The sequence below is a fragment of the Enterococcus sp. 1001283B150225_161107_E12 genome (assembly GCF_015556925.1).
GTDB classification, from domain to species: domain Bacteria; phylum Bacillota; class Bacilli; order Lactobacillales; family Enterococcaceae; genus Enterococcus_B; species Enterococcus_B mundtii.
On the sequence record NZ_JADNNI010000022.1, the window covers coordinates 1 to 16,452 of the forward strand.

The window sequence follows — 16,452 nt, forward strand, 5'->3', positions numbered from 1 at the left end:
AGACATACAAAAAACTCCTTATAAAGTAGATTTGGAATTTTGTTTTTTTCCTTGTCTACTTTATAGGGAGCATATCATATTAGACTACCGGATACCCGCTTATTTCTTTATTCATCTAGTGGTAATTCTTCTTGTGCTTCTTCTGGTACATCAACTGGTTCACCGATGCCATAAGCTGCACGCACTAATGTAGATACTTCAGCCATCATCTCTGGATGATTTGACATATAGATTTTCGCGTTTTCACGACCTTGACCGATGCGATCTTCTTTGTAAGAATACCATGCACCACTCTTATCAACGATATCTTTTTCAACTGCCATATCCAATAGCTCGCCTTCTTGAGAGATACCTAAGCCATACATCACATCGACTTCAGCGATTTTGAATGGTGGTGCTACTTTATTTTTTACGACTTTGATCTTTGTACGGTTACCGACAATGTCCGTTCCTTGTTTCAATTGTTCCGCACGACGTACTTCCAAACGGATCGTTGCGTAGAACTTCAACGCACGTCCTCCTGGTGTGATTTCTGGATTACCGAACATCACGCCAACTTTTTCACGAATTTGGTTGATGAAAATCGCGATCGTTTTTGTTTTGTTGATCGATCCTGAGAGTTTACGTAAGGCTTGAGACATCAAACGAGCTTGTAACCCTACGTGTGAGTCACCCATCTCCCCGTCAATCTCTGCACGTGGTACTAAAGCTGCTACTGAGTCGATAACGACAATATCTACTGCACCACTTGATACTAAAGCATCAGCGATCTCTAATCCTTGTTCTCCGGTATCTGGTTGAGAAAGGAGTAATTCATCGATATTTACCCCTAATTTTTGGGCATATTGTGGATCTAAGGCATGTTCCGCATCAATAAAGGCGGCAGTCCCACCATTTTTTTGGACTTCTGCGATTGCATGGAGTGCAACCGTTGTTTTACCTGAACTTTCTGGACCGTAGACTTCAATGATCCGTCCACGAGGATAGCCACCTATCCCTAAAGCAACATCTAGTGCAAGAGAACCACTTGGAATTGTCGAGATTTGTTGGTCGATTTTTTCGCCCAGTTTCATGATCGAACCTTTCCCATAGTTCTTTTCAATTTTTTTCAATGCAGCATCTAAGGCTGCTTTACGATCATCTGCCAATACGATAATCCTCCTTATTTTTACGACTCAAAGTAACATTTCATTACGTTTATAATATCTTTTTTATTTATAAAAAGCAAGCAAAAACCGAACAAATATTCGCATTTATTTTTTTCTTAATAGTTGCTTTCTTAGCAGATCAAATCCTTGCATAATCGCACTATTTCTGATTGCCGAACGGTCTCTCGTAAAGTGACATTCTTTTGTTTCTACGCCTTCTTTTGATGCAACGGCAAGCCAAACTGTACCCGCAGGATGTCCTTCTAATGTGTCGGGTCCCGCCACACCGGTAAACGCTACGGCATAATCTGTACCAACGAGTTGGCGTGCTCGAATCGCCATTTGTTCGGCACATTCTTTACTGACTGTGCCAAACTGCTCTAATAGTTCTGGATCGATGCCTAAGAGCTTTGCTTTGGTCTCTGCTGAATAAGTCACAAAGCCCCCAGAAAAGACTTGAGAGACGCCAGGAATTGCTCCTAACGCGGATTGAAAGCCTCCCGCTGTCAAACTTTCAGCTGCTGTGACTGTCTTCCCCTGTTCTTTTAGCAGATCCACGACGGCTTGTGGCAACGAATAGTCATCCCCATAGCCATAAAAATATGCACCGACACGGGCTTGGATTTTTTCTTCTAGTGCGTGCAATGCTTGATTCCCTGCATGGATATCTGACGTTTTGACTGTCAATCTCAGTGTGACTTCATTTGGTTTGGCATAAGGAGCAATCGTGGGATTGATTTGGGTAGCAATCAAGTCTTTTAGATCGGTTACTAATTGTGATTCACCGATGCCATAGAAGCGCAACACTTTTGAAATCAGTTTTTCTTCTGAAGGGAATTGTTGTTCTAACAGTGGTCGCACTTGTTCTACAAACATCGGCTTCAACTCACTTGGTGGCCCAGGAAGTAAAAGATAAGCATTGCTTTTCGTTTGATAAAACGTGCCTAACGCTAAGCCAGTTCGATTAGGTAATGGTGTGCCCCCTTCAATGATCTGAGATTGTTGTAAATTGTTCTCCGTCATTTTTCTTTTTGTCGTTTCGAAAAATGCCAGCAGTTTCTTGTACCCTTCTGTGTTTTGGATCAGCTCTTTGCCGAGGTGTTGAGCGACAACTTCTTTTGTTAAGTCATCTTCTGTTGGTCCTAGTCCACCACATAAAATGATTAGTTCACTTCTCGATTCAGCTAACTGGAGTAACTCCTCCAAACGAGTCGGATTATCCCCGACAACTGTGTGATAATAGACATCGATTCCTAGATCTGCTAACTGTTCTGATAAAAATGTCGCATTCGTATTCACGACTTGTCCAAGTAATAATTCTGTTCCTACTGCTATGATTTCAGATTTCATATTTGATCGCTTCCTTTAGTTGAGGTTGCTTTTGCAACATCTCTATTTATCTGTAAATCAGTCTTTGTTCGACTAATTGTCTCTACCAAATAGTATACGCTATTTGCTGATAGAATCATTTCTCCTTGCTCAATTTGTTCTTGTGATTGCGTCTATGTCAAAAAAATAAAAATCAGACCGGGAATGACCGATCTGATTGCAAGGGTAATTAAGTGACTCTATGATTTTACATGGATCCTTTGAATACGCCACGATTTTTGATGAAGTAATCGACACCTGAATAGATGGTAAAAATCAGACAAGCGTATAACATGATTTGATCGAGGGGTACATTGATCAAGTTGAATGGGATATTATTGATAAATAATAAAATAATCGCAATCATTTGCGTAGCTGTTTTTACTTTTCCAGGCCAAGCAGCTGCCATGACTTCCCCATCCTCGACAAGCAATAATCGTAACCCTGTTACAGCCAACTCACGACAAACGATGATCGCAATCACCCATGCTGGCGCTTTTCCTTGACCTACCAACATGATAAAGGCTGTCATAACTAACATTTTGTCTGCTAATGGATCAGCAAATTTTCCGAAGTTCGTCACTAATCCTCTAGAACGAGCAATTTTCCCATCTAGCCAATCCGTCACACTTGCTAAAGCAAAAATGATGGCTCCTACTAGTTGCGTGATCGCTAATGACGTTGTTCCTACCGTTAATTGCCCCCAATCTAACGGGAGACCGACTACTAAAATAAACACCGGAATCATACAGATTCTAAGTACAGTTAATTGATTTGGTAAATTCACAAGAACGACTCCTTTCTTTCCTATTTTACGTCAGTCCAGCAAAAGTTTCCACCAATAGTCTCTCAATTGCTCAACAAATCTTTCACTACTTTATAACCTACTATCCAAACAAGAAAAGAGAGCCCAAGACGAGATTCCGGCCCTCTTTTACACGGTTGTTTTTTAAACTAATTATTCTGCATACTGCAAGGAAAGCGAAATATTCTTCAGACTTGTATTGTTTGGTCCTGCGTTGATAGGCAGTTCTTCGCCATTTAATTTGACCGTTGCATTACTCGCTGCCCCAAGTGTGATCATCGCATTTGTCGTATTTTCTGGAAGCTCTGTTGTTTTTGTATCATTGGCAACCAAGGTTTCTTGATAATGATAGTCAAACGTATTGTTCAATTGGACACCGATCCAGACACGTTCACTTGCTGTGAATTCCAATGTGATCGGTTTTTTCGCATCTTTCACCTCGATCGAAAGCGCACTTCCTGTGTCTTGCCCCGGTGTGATGGTCATTTTTTTCTCTTCTTCTGTTGATTTTGTTGTCGATTCCACGGTCGATTCAACCGTCGATTCACTTGTCTCCGGTTCTTCTTCCGTGATCGAACCATCGACAGATACCGTTGAAGCTGTTCCACCAATGATCGGCTCAGATTGACAGTCTTGCCATGACATATAGGCCACTACTGTGATGATTGCTACAGCGACTAATCCTAATAAAATTACTGGCAGACTTGTCCAGAATTTTGTTAGATTCTTTTCTTCTTCGTGCATAGCTTTTCTTGAACCACTCACTGTTTCTGGTTCTGGTCGTTTTTTGATGGTTTCATCTGCGAAAGATTTTTTTCCATCAAAAACATCCACTAAATAATCACCATCTTCACCAACAGCTTCTGCATATTGACGAATAAATGCACGAACATAAAATTTACCTGGCAATTGATCAAATTCGTTTTGATCGATTGATTCCAAGTAACGTTTTTGGATCTTCGTCATTTGTTGTAATTCATCTAATGATATTTTTTTGTTTAAACGGGCTTGCCGTAATTTTTCCCCGATGGTTTCAAAAGCCACTCGTTCATCTTCTCCAGTCTGTGTATTCTAGTCAGAAGGTGTTTTCTCTACTGAGGATCGACCATTTATTCTGACTGCTTCTCATTGAATTTTTGCTTTATTCATGCTCAATGTATAGTGTTTCCTCTATATTGATCAATCTTGCACTCAATCTACTTAAGAATACCACAAAGCGAACTTACTTTGGATAACATTTCATCTGTTTTAAACTGAAATTTAAGACTTTCTTTTATTCTTACAAAAAGTATGACGAATCAGCGAGTATGTCCAAAAAAATCAGAATTTTTTACTGTTTCACTTTTTTGGCTGCATATAAAATTCACTAAACACGTCAGCATTGATAAAAGAGCGTCCTACTTGAAGAAGATCCGTCATCTGGATTGATTCAATGATTTCTGGCAGATCAAATAATGTTTGGTCACCAAATAGACTTTGTGTAAATTGATTGGCGATGTATTCGATGGAGTTCAATGATTGGAAATACTGCCCTAACATTTTCTTTTTCAATAAGTTCAAGTTTTCTTCTGTGATTCCTTCGTCATGTTCAAAGTTCAAAAGAATCTCTTTTATTTTTTGTACTGCTAGTTTTGGTTGGTCCGAATCGCCACTGAAGTCAGCAAAATGAAATTCACGATCTAAACTAAACTCAAAGCCAAAACTATCATCAATAATTCCTTCGTTGTAAAGGGCTAAATAGTTTTGTGCAGTTGGGCCTAAAAGTAATTGTAGTAACAAACGAATCGCTGTTTTATATCTGAGTAATTCTCTCCCATTTTCAGGTAACACATCGATTCCTTTGATCCCTAATACAAATTTTTCTCGTGTGATCGCTGCTTCTAAGGTGCTTATCGGCAGAACATCCGCTTGATTTTCGGGAAAGAATCGTTCGATTTTTTGAGCGGGTGGAAATTCTTTGGTAGCTTGATTGTGGCGAATTTGCTCCATCAACTGTTCTGGTTCCAAATTGCCAACTACAAATAACACCATATTGCTTGGTTGATAAAAAGTGCGATAGCAAGTATATAGATCCTCTGCTGTGATGTCAGCAATACTTTCCACCGTTCCTGCAATATCGATGTGTAATGGATGATTGGGATATAGATTGTTTAAGATACCAAAGAATAAGCGCCAATTCGGATCATCTTCATACATCTGGATTTCTTGGCCAATGATTCCTTTTTCTTTATTTACTGTTTCTTCAGTAAAATAAGGTGCTTGAACAAAATCAAGAAGCGTCAAAAGATTTTTTTCTACTTGATCTGTCGTTGAAAACAAATAGCTGGTTTTTGTAAAGCTCGTGAACGCATTCGCTGATGCTCCTTGTTGACCGAACAACTGGAAAACATCGCCTTCTTCTTTTTCAAATAACTTGTGCTCCAAGAAATGTGCGATACCGTCAGGAACTTTCACTTTTTCCGTTGCACCATAGGGAATAAATTCATTGTCGATCGACCCATAGTTCGTACTGAATAAACCGTATGTTTTGTGATAATCGTTTTTTGGTAACAGATAGACCGTCAAACCATTCGGTAAGACTTCGTGATACAGTGTTTCGTTGATTTGACTATACTCTGCTTTATTCATTTTCTTCACCCCCAGCTAAAAAGAAAATTGCTTGTAATTCGATTTGGTTTGCTACTTCTTGAATATCTTCGATCGTTACACGTTCCATGCGAGCTAACCATTCCTCGTCCGATAGTTCAGTATCAGGAAGCCAGTGTGCTAAATAAGCGGATTCGATGGCAGCTTGTGGTGAATCCAAAGACAACAAATAGTGATTACGTAACATTGCCTTGGTTTGTTCGAGCTCCAATTCAGTGACTTCGCCATTTTGTAAACTTGCCAGTTGTTGATGGATCAAGTGCAAGACTTGATTACGATTTTTTGTCTCAATACCTGTTTGTACAGTCAATAACCCACGAAAAGTATCAACGTTACTAGACGCATAATAAGCTAAGCTTTCTTTTTCACGTACATTCATGAAAAGTTTGGAGTGAGGGAAGCCTCCGAATAAGCCATTAAAGACCATCAATGAAAAACGTTCTGGCTGATCGTAATAAATACTGGTTTGATAGGCTAGGTTCAGTTTAGCTTGCACCACTGGTTCTTGGATTTGTCGTTCCTTGATCACGTTGTTTTGTGTTTGTTGATAAAAGATTTCTGGTCGTACCACTTTTCGCTCAGTGAAAGGAAGCTCTTTTAACGCTTCGATTGCCATTGTTTCTTCGATATCACCCACTACAAAAATATCCACTTGGTCTTCTTTGATCATACGTGCATAATATCCGGCTAAGGCACTTGATGTGATATTTTCTAGTTCTTCAACGGACCCCATACTTGGGATTTTTTGTGCATCTGACTGTTCAAAATATAATTCTTGTAATGCTAATGAAGCCATTGTTTGCTTATCTTCATTTAAGCTTTCCAAATATTGCTTTAAGTTATTTTTCTCTAAATCAAATGTTGCTTGATCAAATGTTTGATTTTTGATGTTAGGAAAGAATAATACCTCTTTTAAAAAGGAAACGGCATTCGTCAAAATCTTGCTGTCATTGACATACGCACCATTGACGAAACTGATTCCTGCATTCATCCAATGTAGATTACCTTTTTTCCGGACAGAAAAACCAAAACCAGCTCCATACAAATCAGCTAATTTTGCACTTAATTGTGTCTGATCCGGATAGTTCAAGCTATTCGTCTCTAATAAACTACTCAGTAGTGAACGTTTGGTGACGATGTCTTTTTCTAAGGCTGTGGTGAACCGTACAAAAATACGGATCGTTTTAAATTGTTTGGTTGGTAGCACATGAAGGTTGACACCTTCTGTCAATTGATAAGCCATAAATAACTACTCCTTTTTGTCATGATCCTTGGAACTCTTAGCGATGATCGTTGTTGTTTCAACGACATGAAAGTTCTCTTTTTTTGTCCAATTTTTTTAAAAGTCACTTTCTAGTATAGCATACAAGTGATTGAACGAACGTGTGGGGATATTATTAAGCGTGTTGTTTTTACATTTTTTTATTCTTCGATATACTAGGATTAACAAGAAAGGAGAAAAACAATGATCAAAGAATTTAAAGAATTTATCATGCGAGGCGATGTGCTAGATCTAGCTGTCGGTGTAGTGATCGGTAGTGCTTTTACGGGCATTGTGAATCAAATCGTTCAAGGCCTGATTACTCCCTTAATTGGTTGGGTCGTTGCAATGATCACAGGTACCTCTGATTTGGATGGTGCATTGTCTGTTCTTGATTGGTCACCTGCGAAAGGGGTCACCTTTTCTTTTGGGAATGTTATTAGCGCAATTATTACATTTGTCATTACTGGTTTTGTTCTATTCCTAGTGGTCAAAGCAGCCAATCATGCGAAAAACTTACGACCAAAAGAAGAAGAAGTGGTGGAAGACAAACCCACTGCGGAAGATTATCTTAGTGATATCCGCGATCTATTGGCACAACAAACAGCTGAAAATAATGCACGCCCAACTGCCCAAGCAACTTCTGAGAGCACGGATCCTAAAGCGTGAGATAAAAAAAACAGAAGGAAATTCTTCTGTTTTTTTTATGCTTGTTTTCTCATGTCTAAGTGGGGGATTCCATCTTCTAAATATACTTCTGAGATTGCCTGAAAACCAAAGGATTCATAAAATGATTGTAGATACTCTTGTGCCCCGATCACGATCGGACGTCCAGGTGCATTGGCTTCGATCGCCGCTAATGTTTGTGCCACGATTTTTTGTCCTAAACCTGATTTGCGATGCGCCTGATTGACCAAGACTCGTCCAAAATGAACCGTGTCTTCTTCTGCATAAATACGTGTATATGCCAAAATCGTACCATCTTCATCTTTAAAATAAGTATGCCATGCGATTTCATCGATCTCATCGACTTCTTGGTAAGGACAATTTTGTTCAACAACAAATACGGCGATTCGCTCTTTCACGATTGCATAAAATTCTGCTGTTGTTAGTTCTGCAAATTTTTTTACATAATGCTTCATCATCAGGACCTCCATTCTTTCTTGCTAATAGCATAACGAGTTAGATACAAAAAAGCAAACGAACCTCATATATAATCTAGGTCCGCTTGCTTTTTAAACTGCTTCAGTTAAAAATTCGATCTCAACTGTTCGAGTAAGTACATCTGAATAACTGTAAGACACTCGTTCAAATGAATTTTCTTCAGGATCTAAGTCTACGACAAATACTGAAGGATAGGTTTCTGTTAAAACGCCTCGGCGTTCCGTTTGACGCTTTCTTCCGGTCTGTGCAACCAACATGATTTGGCTGCCGATACGACCTTCTAAATCTTTTTTGATTGTAGCTAAAGTTAGTGGCATACAATTCACCTCAATTACTATCATACCATATATAGTAAAATTTTTCAAGTTTACCATATCAAAAAAAGAAATGCAATAGAAATAAGTAAGAAAAACATTAGTAATGCTATAAAAAATCACTCATTATAATCTTTCAGATGTTTTTTTATCTTATATTTCACTCGACCGTAAGCGCTTTTTATTTGCTTCAGATCCATTGATAATTCTCTCTCCATCTCGCTAAAATCATTGCCTTGCATGTAATGTTGAAAGATTTTTGCCTCTTTTGTTGAGAATTTGATATCGCAGTCCTCGAAAGCTTCTTTTAATAGTAATTGTTGCATCGCAACAGGTTCTTGGATGGTGATCTCGGCTAAAAAATCTGGTCCTTCTGTAGCTATTTTTTGTTCAATAGAAATTTCATTTTTTTGGTCTCGACGTTTTAGCGCGTTTTGCTTACGCAATAAAGAGTAGATTTGGTTACTGATAATACTTTTGTAATAACTCCCAAAACTGACACCTTTATTATTTTCGTACGTTTTAAGTGCTTGATATAGAGCAATCCTTGCTTCTTGTTCCCAATCTTCACTTACATAATTCCTTAGATAATAAATATTTTTCAACCGTAATAATAACGGGAAATATTTTTGATACAGCATAGAAAATGCTTCTTCATCTCCATTACGGGCGGCGCACAATAACTCCTCGGACATAAAATAATTCCTCCATAACTTTCGATTATGGAGGAATCTTACCATCAATTCATTGAATAACTAATCATATCTGGCTGTTATTTTTCTTTTCTCATTAAATCGTCCAATTTTTGGGACAATTTTTCTAATTGTTCTTCATTCCACGGAGAATTTCGTCGAAAATCAATAAAACGCATATTTATATTATCTTGGGTAATATTTTTTTCTGTTTTTTTGATTGTTTTATATAATTCGTACGCGGAAGTTCGTAAGGCACCTTGTGAAAAAATCACCCATTGTTCTGCTAAGTCACTCGTTGCGACAGTCACTTGCGTCAAGCGAGTATTCAACTCTCCCGCGATGCGCTCGATATACGTATCTGCCGTTTCATCCTCTTTTGTGAAAACAACTTCTAATTGGTATTTTCGATAATTTTGTTGGATACCCGGCACTAATTGCGCATCAAAGACAACGATTACTTCTAGGCCTTCATATTTTGCATAATTCGATAAACGATGCAACAAGGCTTCTCTGGCATCCGCCATTTTATCTTGCTTTTTCAGTGCCACTAACTCTGGCCAAGAACCGATCATATTATAGCCATCGACGATCAACAGCTGCTTCTTCATGCCTTATCCCCCCTGACGCTGAGAAAAAGCCTGATACATCAGTAGTCCAGCCGCAACACTTGCATTCAAGCTTTGAACATGACCGACCATAGGGATCGTTAACAACTCATCCATTTCTTTCTTCAAGCCTGCACTCATGCCACGACCTTCATTACCGATCACTAACGCTATCGAGCCTTTTGCATTCCATGATTGGAAATTCGTTCCTTCCATATCTGTTCCGAATACCCAAAATTGCTGCTCTTTTAGCTGCTGGACAGTTTGAACTAAGTTTGTCACACGAGCCACTGGCACGTATTCAACGGCGCCTGTCGATGTTTTCGTCACGATTGGTGTGATTCCGACTGCACGATGTTTAGGAATGATGACACCATCTACCCCACTGGCATCTGCCGTTCGTAAAATCGAGCCAAAATTGTGAGGATCTTCGATACTGTCCAAGATCAAGAAAAAGGGTGTTTCCGTTTTGCTCTTCGCCTGTTCCAATAGTTGATCCAACGTCAGATATTCATAAGGCGTGATGGCCAATACTACCCCTTGATGAACGCCACGATCACTGAGTAGGTCTAATTTCTGCTTAGGGACCCACTTGACTGGCACTGATTGTTCTCGAGCAATATTTTTCAACTCTTCAACCTTGTCTCCCCGTGAATCTTCTTGAAGGAACAATTTATTTCCACGACCTTGTTGCAAAGCTTCGACTGTCGCATGATGACCAAATACAAAATTGTCTTCACTCGTTGTGTCCTCTTGACCAACATAAACTGTTTCCTTCTTTGCACTACGTTTCTCATTGCCTTTTGTAAAACGTTGAGAATCTTTTTTGTTTCGTTTTTGATAGTTACGTTCTTTATTTTCTTTCCTCATGGGTTTCACCTACTTTCTCAATACACCAATTAATCAATTCTTCCATACGTTCGGTTTGTTTTGTTAGATGTAAGTAGCCCATCAAGGCTTCAAACCCTGTTGCAACACGATAAGTTGTAATATCCGCATTTTTTGCACTCGTATGACTTTTGGCATTTCTACCCCTGCGATAGTAAAGCTCTTCATTTTCTGTTAAGAGGTTTTCTTGCAACATTTGTTGGATCAAAAAAGCTTGTGCCTTTGCCGAAACATAGTGTGTCGCTGCTCGGTGCAGTTTATTCGGCTTTGTTTCACCTTTTTCAATCAAGTAATCTCGAATATAGATTTCGTAGATAGCATCTCCAACATAAGCAAGCGCTAAACCATTTAATTGTGTATGATCTCTCATGCTTCTCTTCTCCAACGAGTACCTTGTGGGGTGTCATCTAACAAGATACCTTTTTCTTTTAATTGGTCCCGAATTTCATCACTACGGGCGAAATCTCGGTTTTTTCTGGCTTGTGTTCGTTCTTCGATCAGTTGCTCGATTTCTTCATCCAACATTTCTGCTGTCGTAAATAAGATACCAAAGATCGACAACCATTGGGTAAATAGTGCCTCACTTTTGGATAGGATCGTTTGGGAGACAGTCGGTTGTTCCAAATACGTATTGATCCATTTTGCTAATTCATAGACAACTGTGATGCCGTTAGCCGCATTGAAATCATCGTCCATTTCTTTGATGAATCGTGTTTCTAATTGTTCCAGTTCTGTTACCTGTCTCTCATCTTCCGACTGGGCTTCTACCGCATTTTCAAAACGGAAGTTTAGATTATCAAACGTATTTTTCAAGCGTTGTAAATTTGTCGCTGCTTCTTTCATCGTTGCTTCACTATAGCGGATCGGTCGACGATATTGTGTGGTTGCCATAAAGAAGCGTAACACTTGTGGGTCTACCTCTTGGATCATTTCGTGGACAGTGATAAAGTTCCCTAAAGATTTACTCATTTTTTGATCGTCTTCACCAATCGTCACATAGCCATTGTGCATCCAATAGTTCGCAAATTTTTTGCCTGTTTTCGCTTCACTTTGGGCAATCTCGTTCTCATGATGAGGAAACTCCAAATCTTGGCCACCGCCGTGGATATCAATAGTCTCACCTAAATGTTTCGTTGCCATCACGGAACATTCGATATGCCACCCTGGACGTCCTTCTCCCCATGGCGATTCCCATGAAATCTCTCCTGGTTTTGCTTTTTTCCACAAGGCAAAGTCTAAAGGATCTTCTTTTTGTTGCTGTTCTGCGCCAGTACGTTGACTTGCACCAATCTCTAACTCGTCTATCGATTGATCACTCAATTGACCATAATCAGTAAATTTTCGCGTACGATAATAAACATCGCCATTCGATTCATAAGCAAAACCTTTGTCGATCAATGTTTGGATGAATACGCGAATATCTTCCATATGGTCCATTACTCTTGGATGGCTCGTTGCTGGCTGCACATTCAATGCTTTCGTATCTTCTTCAAAAGCTTTGATAAAACGATCAGCAACTTCAGGCGCTGTGATCCCAAGCTCATTGGCAGCCTTGATGATTTTATCGTCCACATCTGTAAAGTTCGATACGTAGTTCACTTGGTATCCACGGTATTCCAAATAACGTCGAATCGTGTCAAACGCAATCGTACTTCGTGCATTGCCAATGTGGATATAATTATAAACAGTTGGTCCGCAAACATACATTGAAACTTGTCCTTCTTTTAAAGGAATAAAAGTCTCTTTTTCTCTTGATAGCGTATTATAGATTTTTATCATTCTCATCCCCTACTTTCTCTCCATTGATTCGGACAACTTTTGCTGGTATCCCTACTGCTGTTGCCCCATCAGGTATATCTTTTAAGACGACTGCGCCTGCACCGATTTTCGCATCTTTTCCTATGGTGATCGGTCCTAGGATTTGGGCATTGGCGGACAACATTGCACCTTTTTTGACTGTTGGATGTCTTTTCCCCGTTTCTTTTCCCGTACCACCTAAAGTGACACCATGAAACAAGACCACATCATCTTCGATTTCTGCTGTTTCTCCAATGACGATCCCCATACCATGATCGATAAACACACCCGTTCCGATCGTCGCTCCTGGATGTATCTCTATTCCCGTAATGAATCGCCAAAATTGGGCATTCATTTTGGCAATCAAATAGAGACGATGGCGATATAAATAATGGGAGAAACGATGCCAAAATAACGCATGTAGCCCAGGATAGGTCAAAATGACCTCTGCTGTAGTACGCGCTGCTGGATCATTTTTCTTTACGGCAATGACAGCTCGTTTGAACCATTCCATCAACTTCCTCTCCTTTCTTTTTTCGACTGTATGTATGAACAACGAAAGACAACTAAAAAACGTCTTTTAATAAGTTTCCTTATTAAAAGACGCTATGAGGCGTGGTTCCACTTTTTTTCATAATCAAATGATTATCTCTAACAGGTAACGTCTGCTATTCGTTCTTCGCTACTTTCAAGGATTGATATTGATCAACCCCTCTTCGCAAAGACCACTCCCAGAGGCATTTCAAAAAAGAACATTTGACAACTTACACCACCCGTTGACTCTCTTGAAACCATTCTTTTTTTACTTCTTTCTGTTCATCGTGTTTAGTTCAATACTTGATTTAAATGTGCTAAAGATTTTTCTTTCCCTAACAATTCGATTGTTTCTGGTAATTCAGGTCCATGCATTTGTCCTGAAACAGCGACACGGATCGGCATAAATAGGTTCTTTCCTTTTACCCCTGTTTCTTTTTGTACTGCTTTGATTGCTGCTTTGACTGTGGGTGCATCTACAACTTCCATTTGAGTAAGTTGTTCTTTGAAAGCTTTCAACACAGTCGGAACCGTTTCACCCGCTAATACTTCTTTGGCTGCTTCATCTAATACAGGATGTTCGTTAAAGAATAATGTTGATACCTCAACGATTTCCGCTGCATAACTCATTTGTGGTTGATACAGACGAACGATTTTTTTCACCCATTCGATTGTTTGTGCATCTGGATTTTCTTGCACACGACCATCAGCGATCAAATAAGGTAAACACATTTCTGTCAATGCATCTAGATCCATTTCTTTGATGTAATGGTTGTTCACCCATTGTAATTTTTTCGCGTCAAATGCAGCTGGTGATTTGCTCAAGCGCTGTGGATCAAACATTTTGATCAATTCTTCTTGACTGAACAATTCATCTTCACCGACAGGAGACCAGCCTAGTAAAGCAATAAAATTGAACATCGCTTCTGGTAGGTAGCCTAATTCACGGTATTGTTCGATAAATTGTAAAATCGATTCATCACGTTTACTTAATTTTTTGCCCGTTTCAGAATTGATGATCAAGGTCATATGCCCAAATGTTGGCGCAGTCCAACCAAACGCTTCATAGATCATTAATTGTTTTGGCGTATTCGCAATATGGTCATCCCCACGTAACACGTGAGTGATCTTCATTAAATGATCGTCAACAGCTACCGCAAAGTTATAGGTTGGCATACCATCACGTTTTTGGATGACATAATCCCCACCGATATTGTCTGATTCAAAGGTGATGTCTCCTTTGACCATGTCGGTAAACGCATATTCTGTATTGCGAGGCACACGGAAACGAATCACCGGTACAATGCCTTCTGCTTCTTTTTTCGCTTGTTCTTCAGGTGACAAGTTCGCACAAGTCCCAGCGTAGTGAGGCATTTCGCCACGGGCACGTTGCGCTTCACGTTCTGCTTCTAATTCTTCTTCTGAACAATAGCATTTGTAAGCACGATTACTTGCTAATAACTGATCGATCCATGGTTGGTAGATTTCTTTTCTTTCAGATTGACGGTAAGGACCGTATTCACCTGGATTTTCAGGTGATTCATCCCATTCCATCCCTAACCATGCAAGATTCTCTAATTGGCTTTTTTCGCCATCTTCAATGTTTCGTTTTTGGTCAGTGTCCTCAATGCGGATAATGAAATCTCCATCATTGTGACGGGCAAATAAATAATTGAATAATGCAGTTCGTGCATTCCCAATATGCAAATGCCCTGTTGGACTTGGTGCATAACGTACGCGTACTTTCGTCATTTTCTTCCTCTTCTTTCAAACTAGACTTTGAGACGCCCAAAACAACTGACAATACAACATCTGATCAGATTTTTTTGGGTTGGATCTCCTTTAGCGATAAATGTTGAAATTTAAAGCTACTCAGCACAAATTTTACCTTTTATACGTTAAATAGTAAAGAGATTATGAAAAAGTCATTCAAATCTACGTAAGAAGGCGGGAATCGAAAAAATAGTTTGCCCTACTTTTCAATCCTCGCCTGCTCTAGCTAAACTGAGGAAGCAAAAACCATCTCTCAAAAAAATCTTACGATGTCTAACTGCCTCATATTTACCATATTACGTTTTTATTTCGCTTTTTTCTCATTTTCACGCTTGTTATCGATTCCTCTACCCGCATGAGCAGGTTTTGCAAAGATCATTCGGCCGGCAGCTGTTTGTAGTGCACTCGTTACTACAACTTCGATCCGTTCATTCATGTAATGTTGTCCATCTTCAACAACCACCATTGTGCCGTCATCTAGATAAGCAACCCCTTGTTGACGTTCTGTACCTGCTTTGACCACTAGTACATTCATATTCTCACCGGGAATAACGACTGGCTTCACTGCGTTAGCAAGTGCATTGATGTTGAGAACTGGTACATTTTGAAATTCAGAAACTTTGTTAAGATTATAATCATTGGTCACGATGACACCATCTAATAGTTTTGCCAATTTGATCAGCTTACTATCTACTTCACTGATGTCTTCAAAATCGCCATCATACATCTCAACTGAAATACCTTCTTCTTTTTGTAACGCGTTCAAAATATCTAGTCCGCGACGCCCACGTACCCGTTTCAAGCTATCGCCAGAATCAGCGATATATTGTAATTCATATAGAACGAAATTTGGGATCATCAACGTTCCTTCTAGAAATCCTGTTTTTGTGATGTCGTAAATACGTCCATCAATAATGACGCTTGTATCTAAAATTTTATATTTATGAAAATGATCATCTAGTTTGCGTTCTAATAACTGGCTTTCCACCTGACTAGGTGTTTCTTGTTCGACCTTTTTACTTCTTGGTCCAAATATTTTCTTCCATTCTTCGATGCGGGTCGTTCCCATTCGCAAGCCCAAATAGCCAAGGATCACCATCAATAAGATGGGTAAAACACTGTTTACAAAAGGTATTTCAATATTGTAAAGCGGTGTTGAAATCACAACCCCCAACGTTAGGCCAATAATTGCTCCGATTGCGCCAAATAAGAGATACGTCAAGCTGACCTCACTTAATTTTTCTTCAATTTGCTTGATGACTGCTGTTATATGTTTTGCCAATAGCAAAGATAATAGAAAGAAAATAAGTGCACCTAACAAGCTATTGGTAAAGGTGTTATTCAGCCATCCATTCGTCTGTTGACCGATCGCCTGCCAAGCTGTAGGTAAAAAAGAAATCCCTAAGCTGGCACCAACGATGATCATCAGTAAGGTGATGACACGTTTTTGCATC

General features: G+C 39.4%; 17 protein-coding genes and 1 other annotated feature. Of the genes, 1 reads left to right on the forward strand and 16 read right to left on the reverse strand.

Going from position 1 to position 16,452, the window contains the following annotated elements; translation table 11 throughout:
• Positions 1–107: 107 nt before the first annotated feature.
• The 6 genes from recA to yfmF form a co-directional block, all read right to left on the reverse strand.
• On the reverse strand, positions 108–1,148 hold the full coding sequence (gene recA, locus I2F89_RS13845; RefSeq protein ID WP_010734076.1) for a recombinase RecA: 1,041 nt from the start codon (positions 1,146–1,148) through the stop codon (positions 108–110).
• Between the two features lie 105 nt (positions 1,149–1,253).
• Positions 1,254–2,498: a competence/damage-inducible protein A gene (locus I2F89_RS13850; RefSeq protein WP_071866531.1), complete on the reverse strand. Its 1,245-nt coding sequence runs from the start codon at positions 2,496–2,498 to the stop codon at positions 1,254–1,256.
• A 226-nt stretch (positions 2,499–2,724) separates the two neighbouring features.
• Positions 2,725–3,303, reverse strand: a complete 579-nt coding sequence (gene pgsA, locus I2F89_RS13855) for a CDP-diacylglycerol--glycerol-3-phosphate 3-phosphatidyltransferase (protein WP_019723896.1) — start codon at positions 3,301–3,303, stop codon at positions 2,725–2,727.
• A gap of 171 nt (positions 3,304–3,474) precedes the next feature.
• Positions 3,475–4,365: a helix-turn-helix domain-containing protein gene (locus I2F89_RS13860; RefSeq protein WP_195514522.1), complete on the reverse strand. Its 891-nt coding sequence runs from the start codon at positions 4,363–4,365 to the stop codon at positions 3,475–3,477.
• 294 nt (positions 4,366–4,659) lie between these two features.
• On the reverse strand, positions 4,660–5,949 hold the full coding sequence (yfmH, locus tag I2F89_RS13865; protein WP_071866529.1) for an EF-P 5-aminopentanol modification-associated protein YfmH: 1,290 nt from the start codon (positions 5,947–5,949) through the stop codon (positions 4,660–4,662).
• Positions 5,942–7,210, reverse strand: coding sequence for an EF-P 5-aminopentanol modification-associated protein YfmF (gene yfmF, locus I2F89_RS13870; protein WP_195514523.1), 1,269 nt, complete (start codon positions 7,208–7,210; stop codon positions 5,942–5,944). The genes yfmH and yfmF overlap by 8 nt, the downstream gene beginning before the upstream one ends.
• A 222-nt stretch (positions 7,211–7,432) precedes the next feature.
• Between yfmF and mscL the strand changes: the two genes are divergently transcribed.
• Positions 7,433–7,897: a large conductance mechanosensitive channel protein MscL gene (gene mscL / locus I2F89_RS13875; protein ID WP_010734070.1), complete on the forward strand. Its 465-nt coding sequence runs from the start codon at positions 7,433–7,435 to the stop codon at positions 7,895–7,897.
• 35 nt (positions 7,898–7,932) lie between these two features.
• Here mscL and I2F89_RS13880 read toward each other — a convergent pair whose 3' ends face one another.
• The 10 genes from I2F89_RS13880 to I2F89_RS13925 all read right to left on the reverse strand — a co-directional run bounded on the left by I2F89_RS13880 (position 7,933) and on the right by I2F89_RS13925 (position 16,451).
• Positions 7,933–8,370, reverse strand: coding sequence for a GNAT family N-acetyltransferase (locus I2F89_RS13880; RefSeq protein ID WP_023520523.1), 438 nt, complete (start codon positions 8,368–8,370; stop codon positions 7,933–7,935).
• A 93-nt stretch (positions 8,371–8,463) separates the two neighbouring features.
• A complete protein-coding gene (locus I2F89_RS13885) occupies positions 8,464–8,709 on the reverse strand; it encodes a Veg family protein (RefSeq protein ID WP_010734068.1) in 246 nt (81 codons plus the stop codon).
• A 116-nt stretch (positions 8,710–8,825) separates the two neighbouring features.
• Positions 8,826–9,401, reverse strand: coding sequence for a sigma-70 family RNA polymerase sigma factor (locus tag I2F89_RS13890; RefSeq protein ID WP_074801430.1), 576 nt, complete (start codon positions 9,399–9,401; stop codon positions 8,826–8,828).
• A gap of 77 nt (positions 9,402–9,478) precedes the next feature.
• The gene (locus tag I2F89_RS13895) at positions 9,479–10,009 is read right to left on the reverse strand and encodes an NYN domain-containing protein (protein ID WP_010734066.1); all 531 of its coding nucleotides are present in this window, start codon (positions 10,007–10,009) and stop codon (positions 9,479–9,481) included.
• A gap of 3 nt (positions 10,010–10,012) precedes the next feature.
• Positions 10,013–10,876 (reverse strand): 23S rRNA (guanosine(2251)-2'-O)-methyltransferase RlmB, encoded by an 864-nt coding sequence (gene rlmB / locus I2F89_RS13900; RefSeq protein WP_023520524.1) that lies wholly within the window; start codon positions 10,874–10,876, stop codon positions 10,013–10,015.
• On the reverse strand, positions 10,860–11,264 hold the full coding sequence (locus I2F89_RS13905) for a Mini-ribonuclease 3 (RefSeq protein ID WP_010734064.1): 405 nt from the start codon (positions 11,262–11,264) through the stop codon (positions 10,860–10,862). Before I2F89_RS13905 ends, rlmB begins: the two co-directional genes overlap by 17 nt.
• Positions 11,261–12,673, reverse strand: a complete 1,413-nt coding sequence (gene cysS, locus I2F89_RS13910; RefSeq protein ID WP_195514524.1) for a cysteine--tRNA ligase — start codon at positions 12,671–12,673, stop codon at positions 11,261–11,263. Before cysS ends, I2F89_RS13905 begins: the two co-directional genes overlap by 4 nt.
• The gene (epsC, locus tag I2F89_RS13915) at positions 12,657–13,205 is read right to left on the reverse strand and encodes a serine O-acetyltransferase EpsC (RefSeq protein WP_010734062.1); all 549 of its coding nucleotides are present in this window, start codon (positions 13,203–13,205) and stop codon (positions 12,657–12,659) included. The genes cysS and epsC overlap by 17 nt, the downstream gene beginning before the upstream one ends.
• Before the next feature lie 82 nt (positions 13,206–13,287).
• Positions 13,288–13,520, reverse strand: a binding site (T-box leader).
• Positions 13,517–14,977 carry a glutamate--tRNA ligase gene (gltX, locus tag I2F89_RS13920; protein ID WP_010734061.1) on the reverse strand — a complete coding sequence of 487 codons (1,461 nt, stop codon included), beginning with the start codon at positions 14,975–14,977 and terminating at the stop codon, positions 13,517–13,519. It overlaps the preceding feature by 4 nt.
• A gap of 325 nt (positions 14,978–15,302) precedes the next feature.
• The gene (locus I2F89_RS13925) at positions 15,303–16,451 is read right to left on the reverse strand and encodes a PIN/TRAM domain-containing protein (protein WP_019723035.1); all 1,149 of its coding nucleotides are present in this window, start codon (positions 16,449–16,451) and stop codon (positions 15,303–15,305) included.
• Position 16,452: the final 1 nt, after the last annotated feature.

What these genes read in the sequence shown, in the direction of transcription:
- yfmH (WP_071866529.1), bottom strand. Translation starts at nt 5,949, where the DNA reads ATGAATAAAGCAGAGTATAGTCAAATCAACGAAACACTGTATCACGAA.
- I2F89_RS13905 (WP_010734064.1), bottom strand. Translation starts at nt 11,264, where the DNA reads ATGAGAGATCATACACAATTAAATGGTTTAGCGCTTGCTTATGTTGGA.
- mscL (WP_010734070.1), top strand. Translation starts at nt 7,433, where the DNA reads ATGATCAAAGAATTTAAAGAATTTATCATGCGAGGCGATGTGCTAGAT.
- I2F89_RS13880 (WP_023520523.1), bottom strand. Translation starts at nt 8,370, where the DNA reads ATGAAGCATTATGTAAAAAAATTTGCAGAACTAACAACAGCAGAATTT.
- cysS (WP_195514524.1), bottom strand. Translation starts at nt 12,673, where the DNA reads ATGATAAAAATCTATAATACGCTATCAAGAGAAAAAGAGACTTTTATT.
- I2F89_RS13885 (WP_010734068.1), bottom strand. Translation starts at nt 8,709, where the DNA reads ATGCCACTAACTTTAGCTACAATCAAAAAAGATTTAGAAGGTCGTATC.
- I2F89_RS13890 (WP_074801430.1), bottom strand. Translation starts at nt 9,401, where the DNA reads ATGTCCGAGGAGTTATTGTGCGCCGCCCGTAATGGAGATGAAGAAGCA.
- I2F89_RS13895 (WP_010734066.1), bottom strand. Translation starts at nt 10,009, where the DNA reads ATGAAGAAGCAGCTGTTGATCGTCGATGGCTATAATATGATCGGTTCT.
- epsC (WP_010734062.1), bottom strand. Translation starts at nt 13,205, where the DNA reads ATGGAATGGTTCAAACGAGCTGTCATTGCCGTAAAGAAAAATGATCCA.
- rlmB (WP_023520524.1), bottom strand. Translation starts at nt 10,876, where the DNA reads ATGAGGAAAGAAAATAAAGAACGTAACTATCAAAAACGAAACAAAAAA.
- gltX (WP_010734061.1), bottom strand. Translation starts at nt 14,977, where the DNA reads ATGACGAAAGTACGCGTACGTTATGCACCAAGTCCAACAGGGCATTTG.
- I2F89_RS13925 (WP_019723035.1), bottom strand. Translation starts at nt 16,451, where the DNA reads ATGCAAAAACGTGTCATCACCTTACTGATGATCATCGTTGGTGCCAGC.
- I2F89_RS13850 (WP_071866531.1), bottom strand. Translation starts at nt 2,498, where the DNA reads ATGAAATCTGAAATCATAGCAGTAGGAACAGAATTATTACTTGGACAA.
- yfmF (WP_195514523.1), bottom strand. Translation starts at nt 7,210, where the DNA reads ATGGCTTATCAATTGACAGAAGGTGTCAACCTTCATGTGCTACCAACC.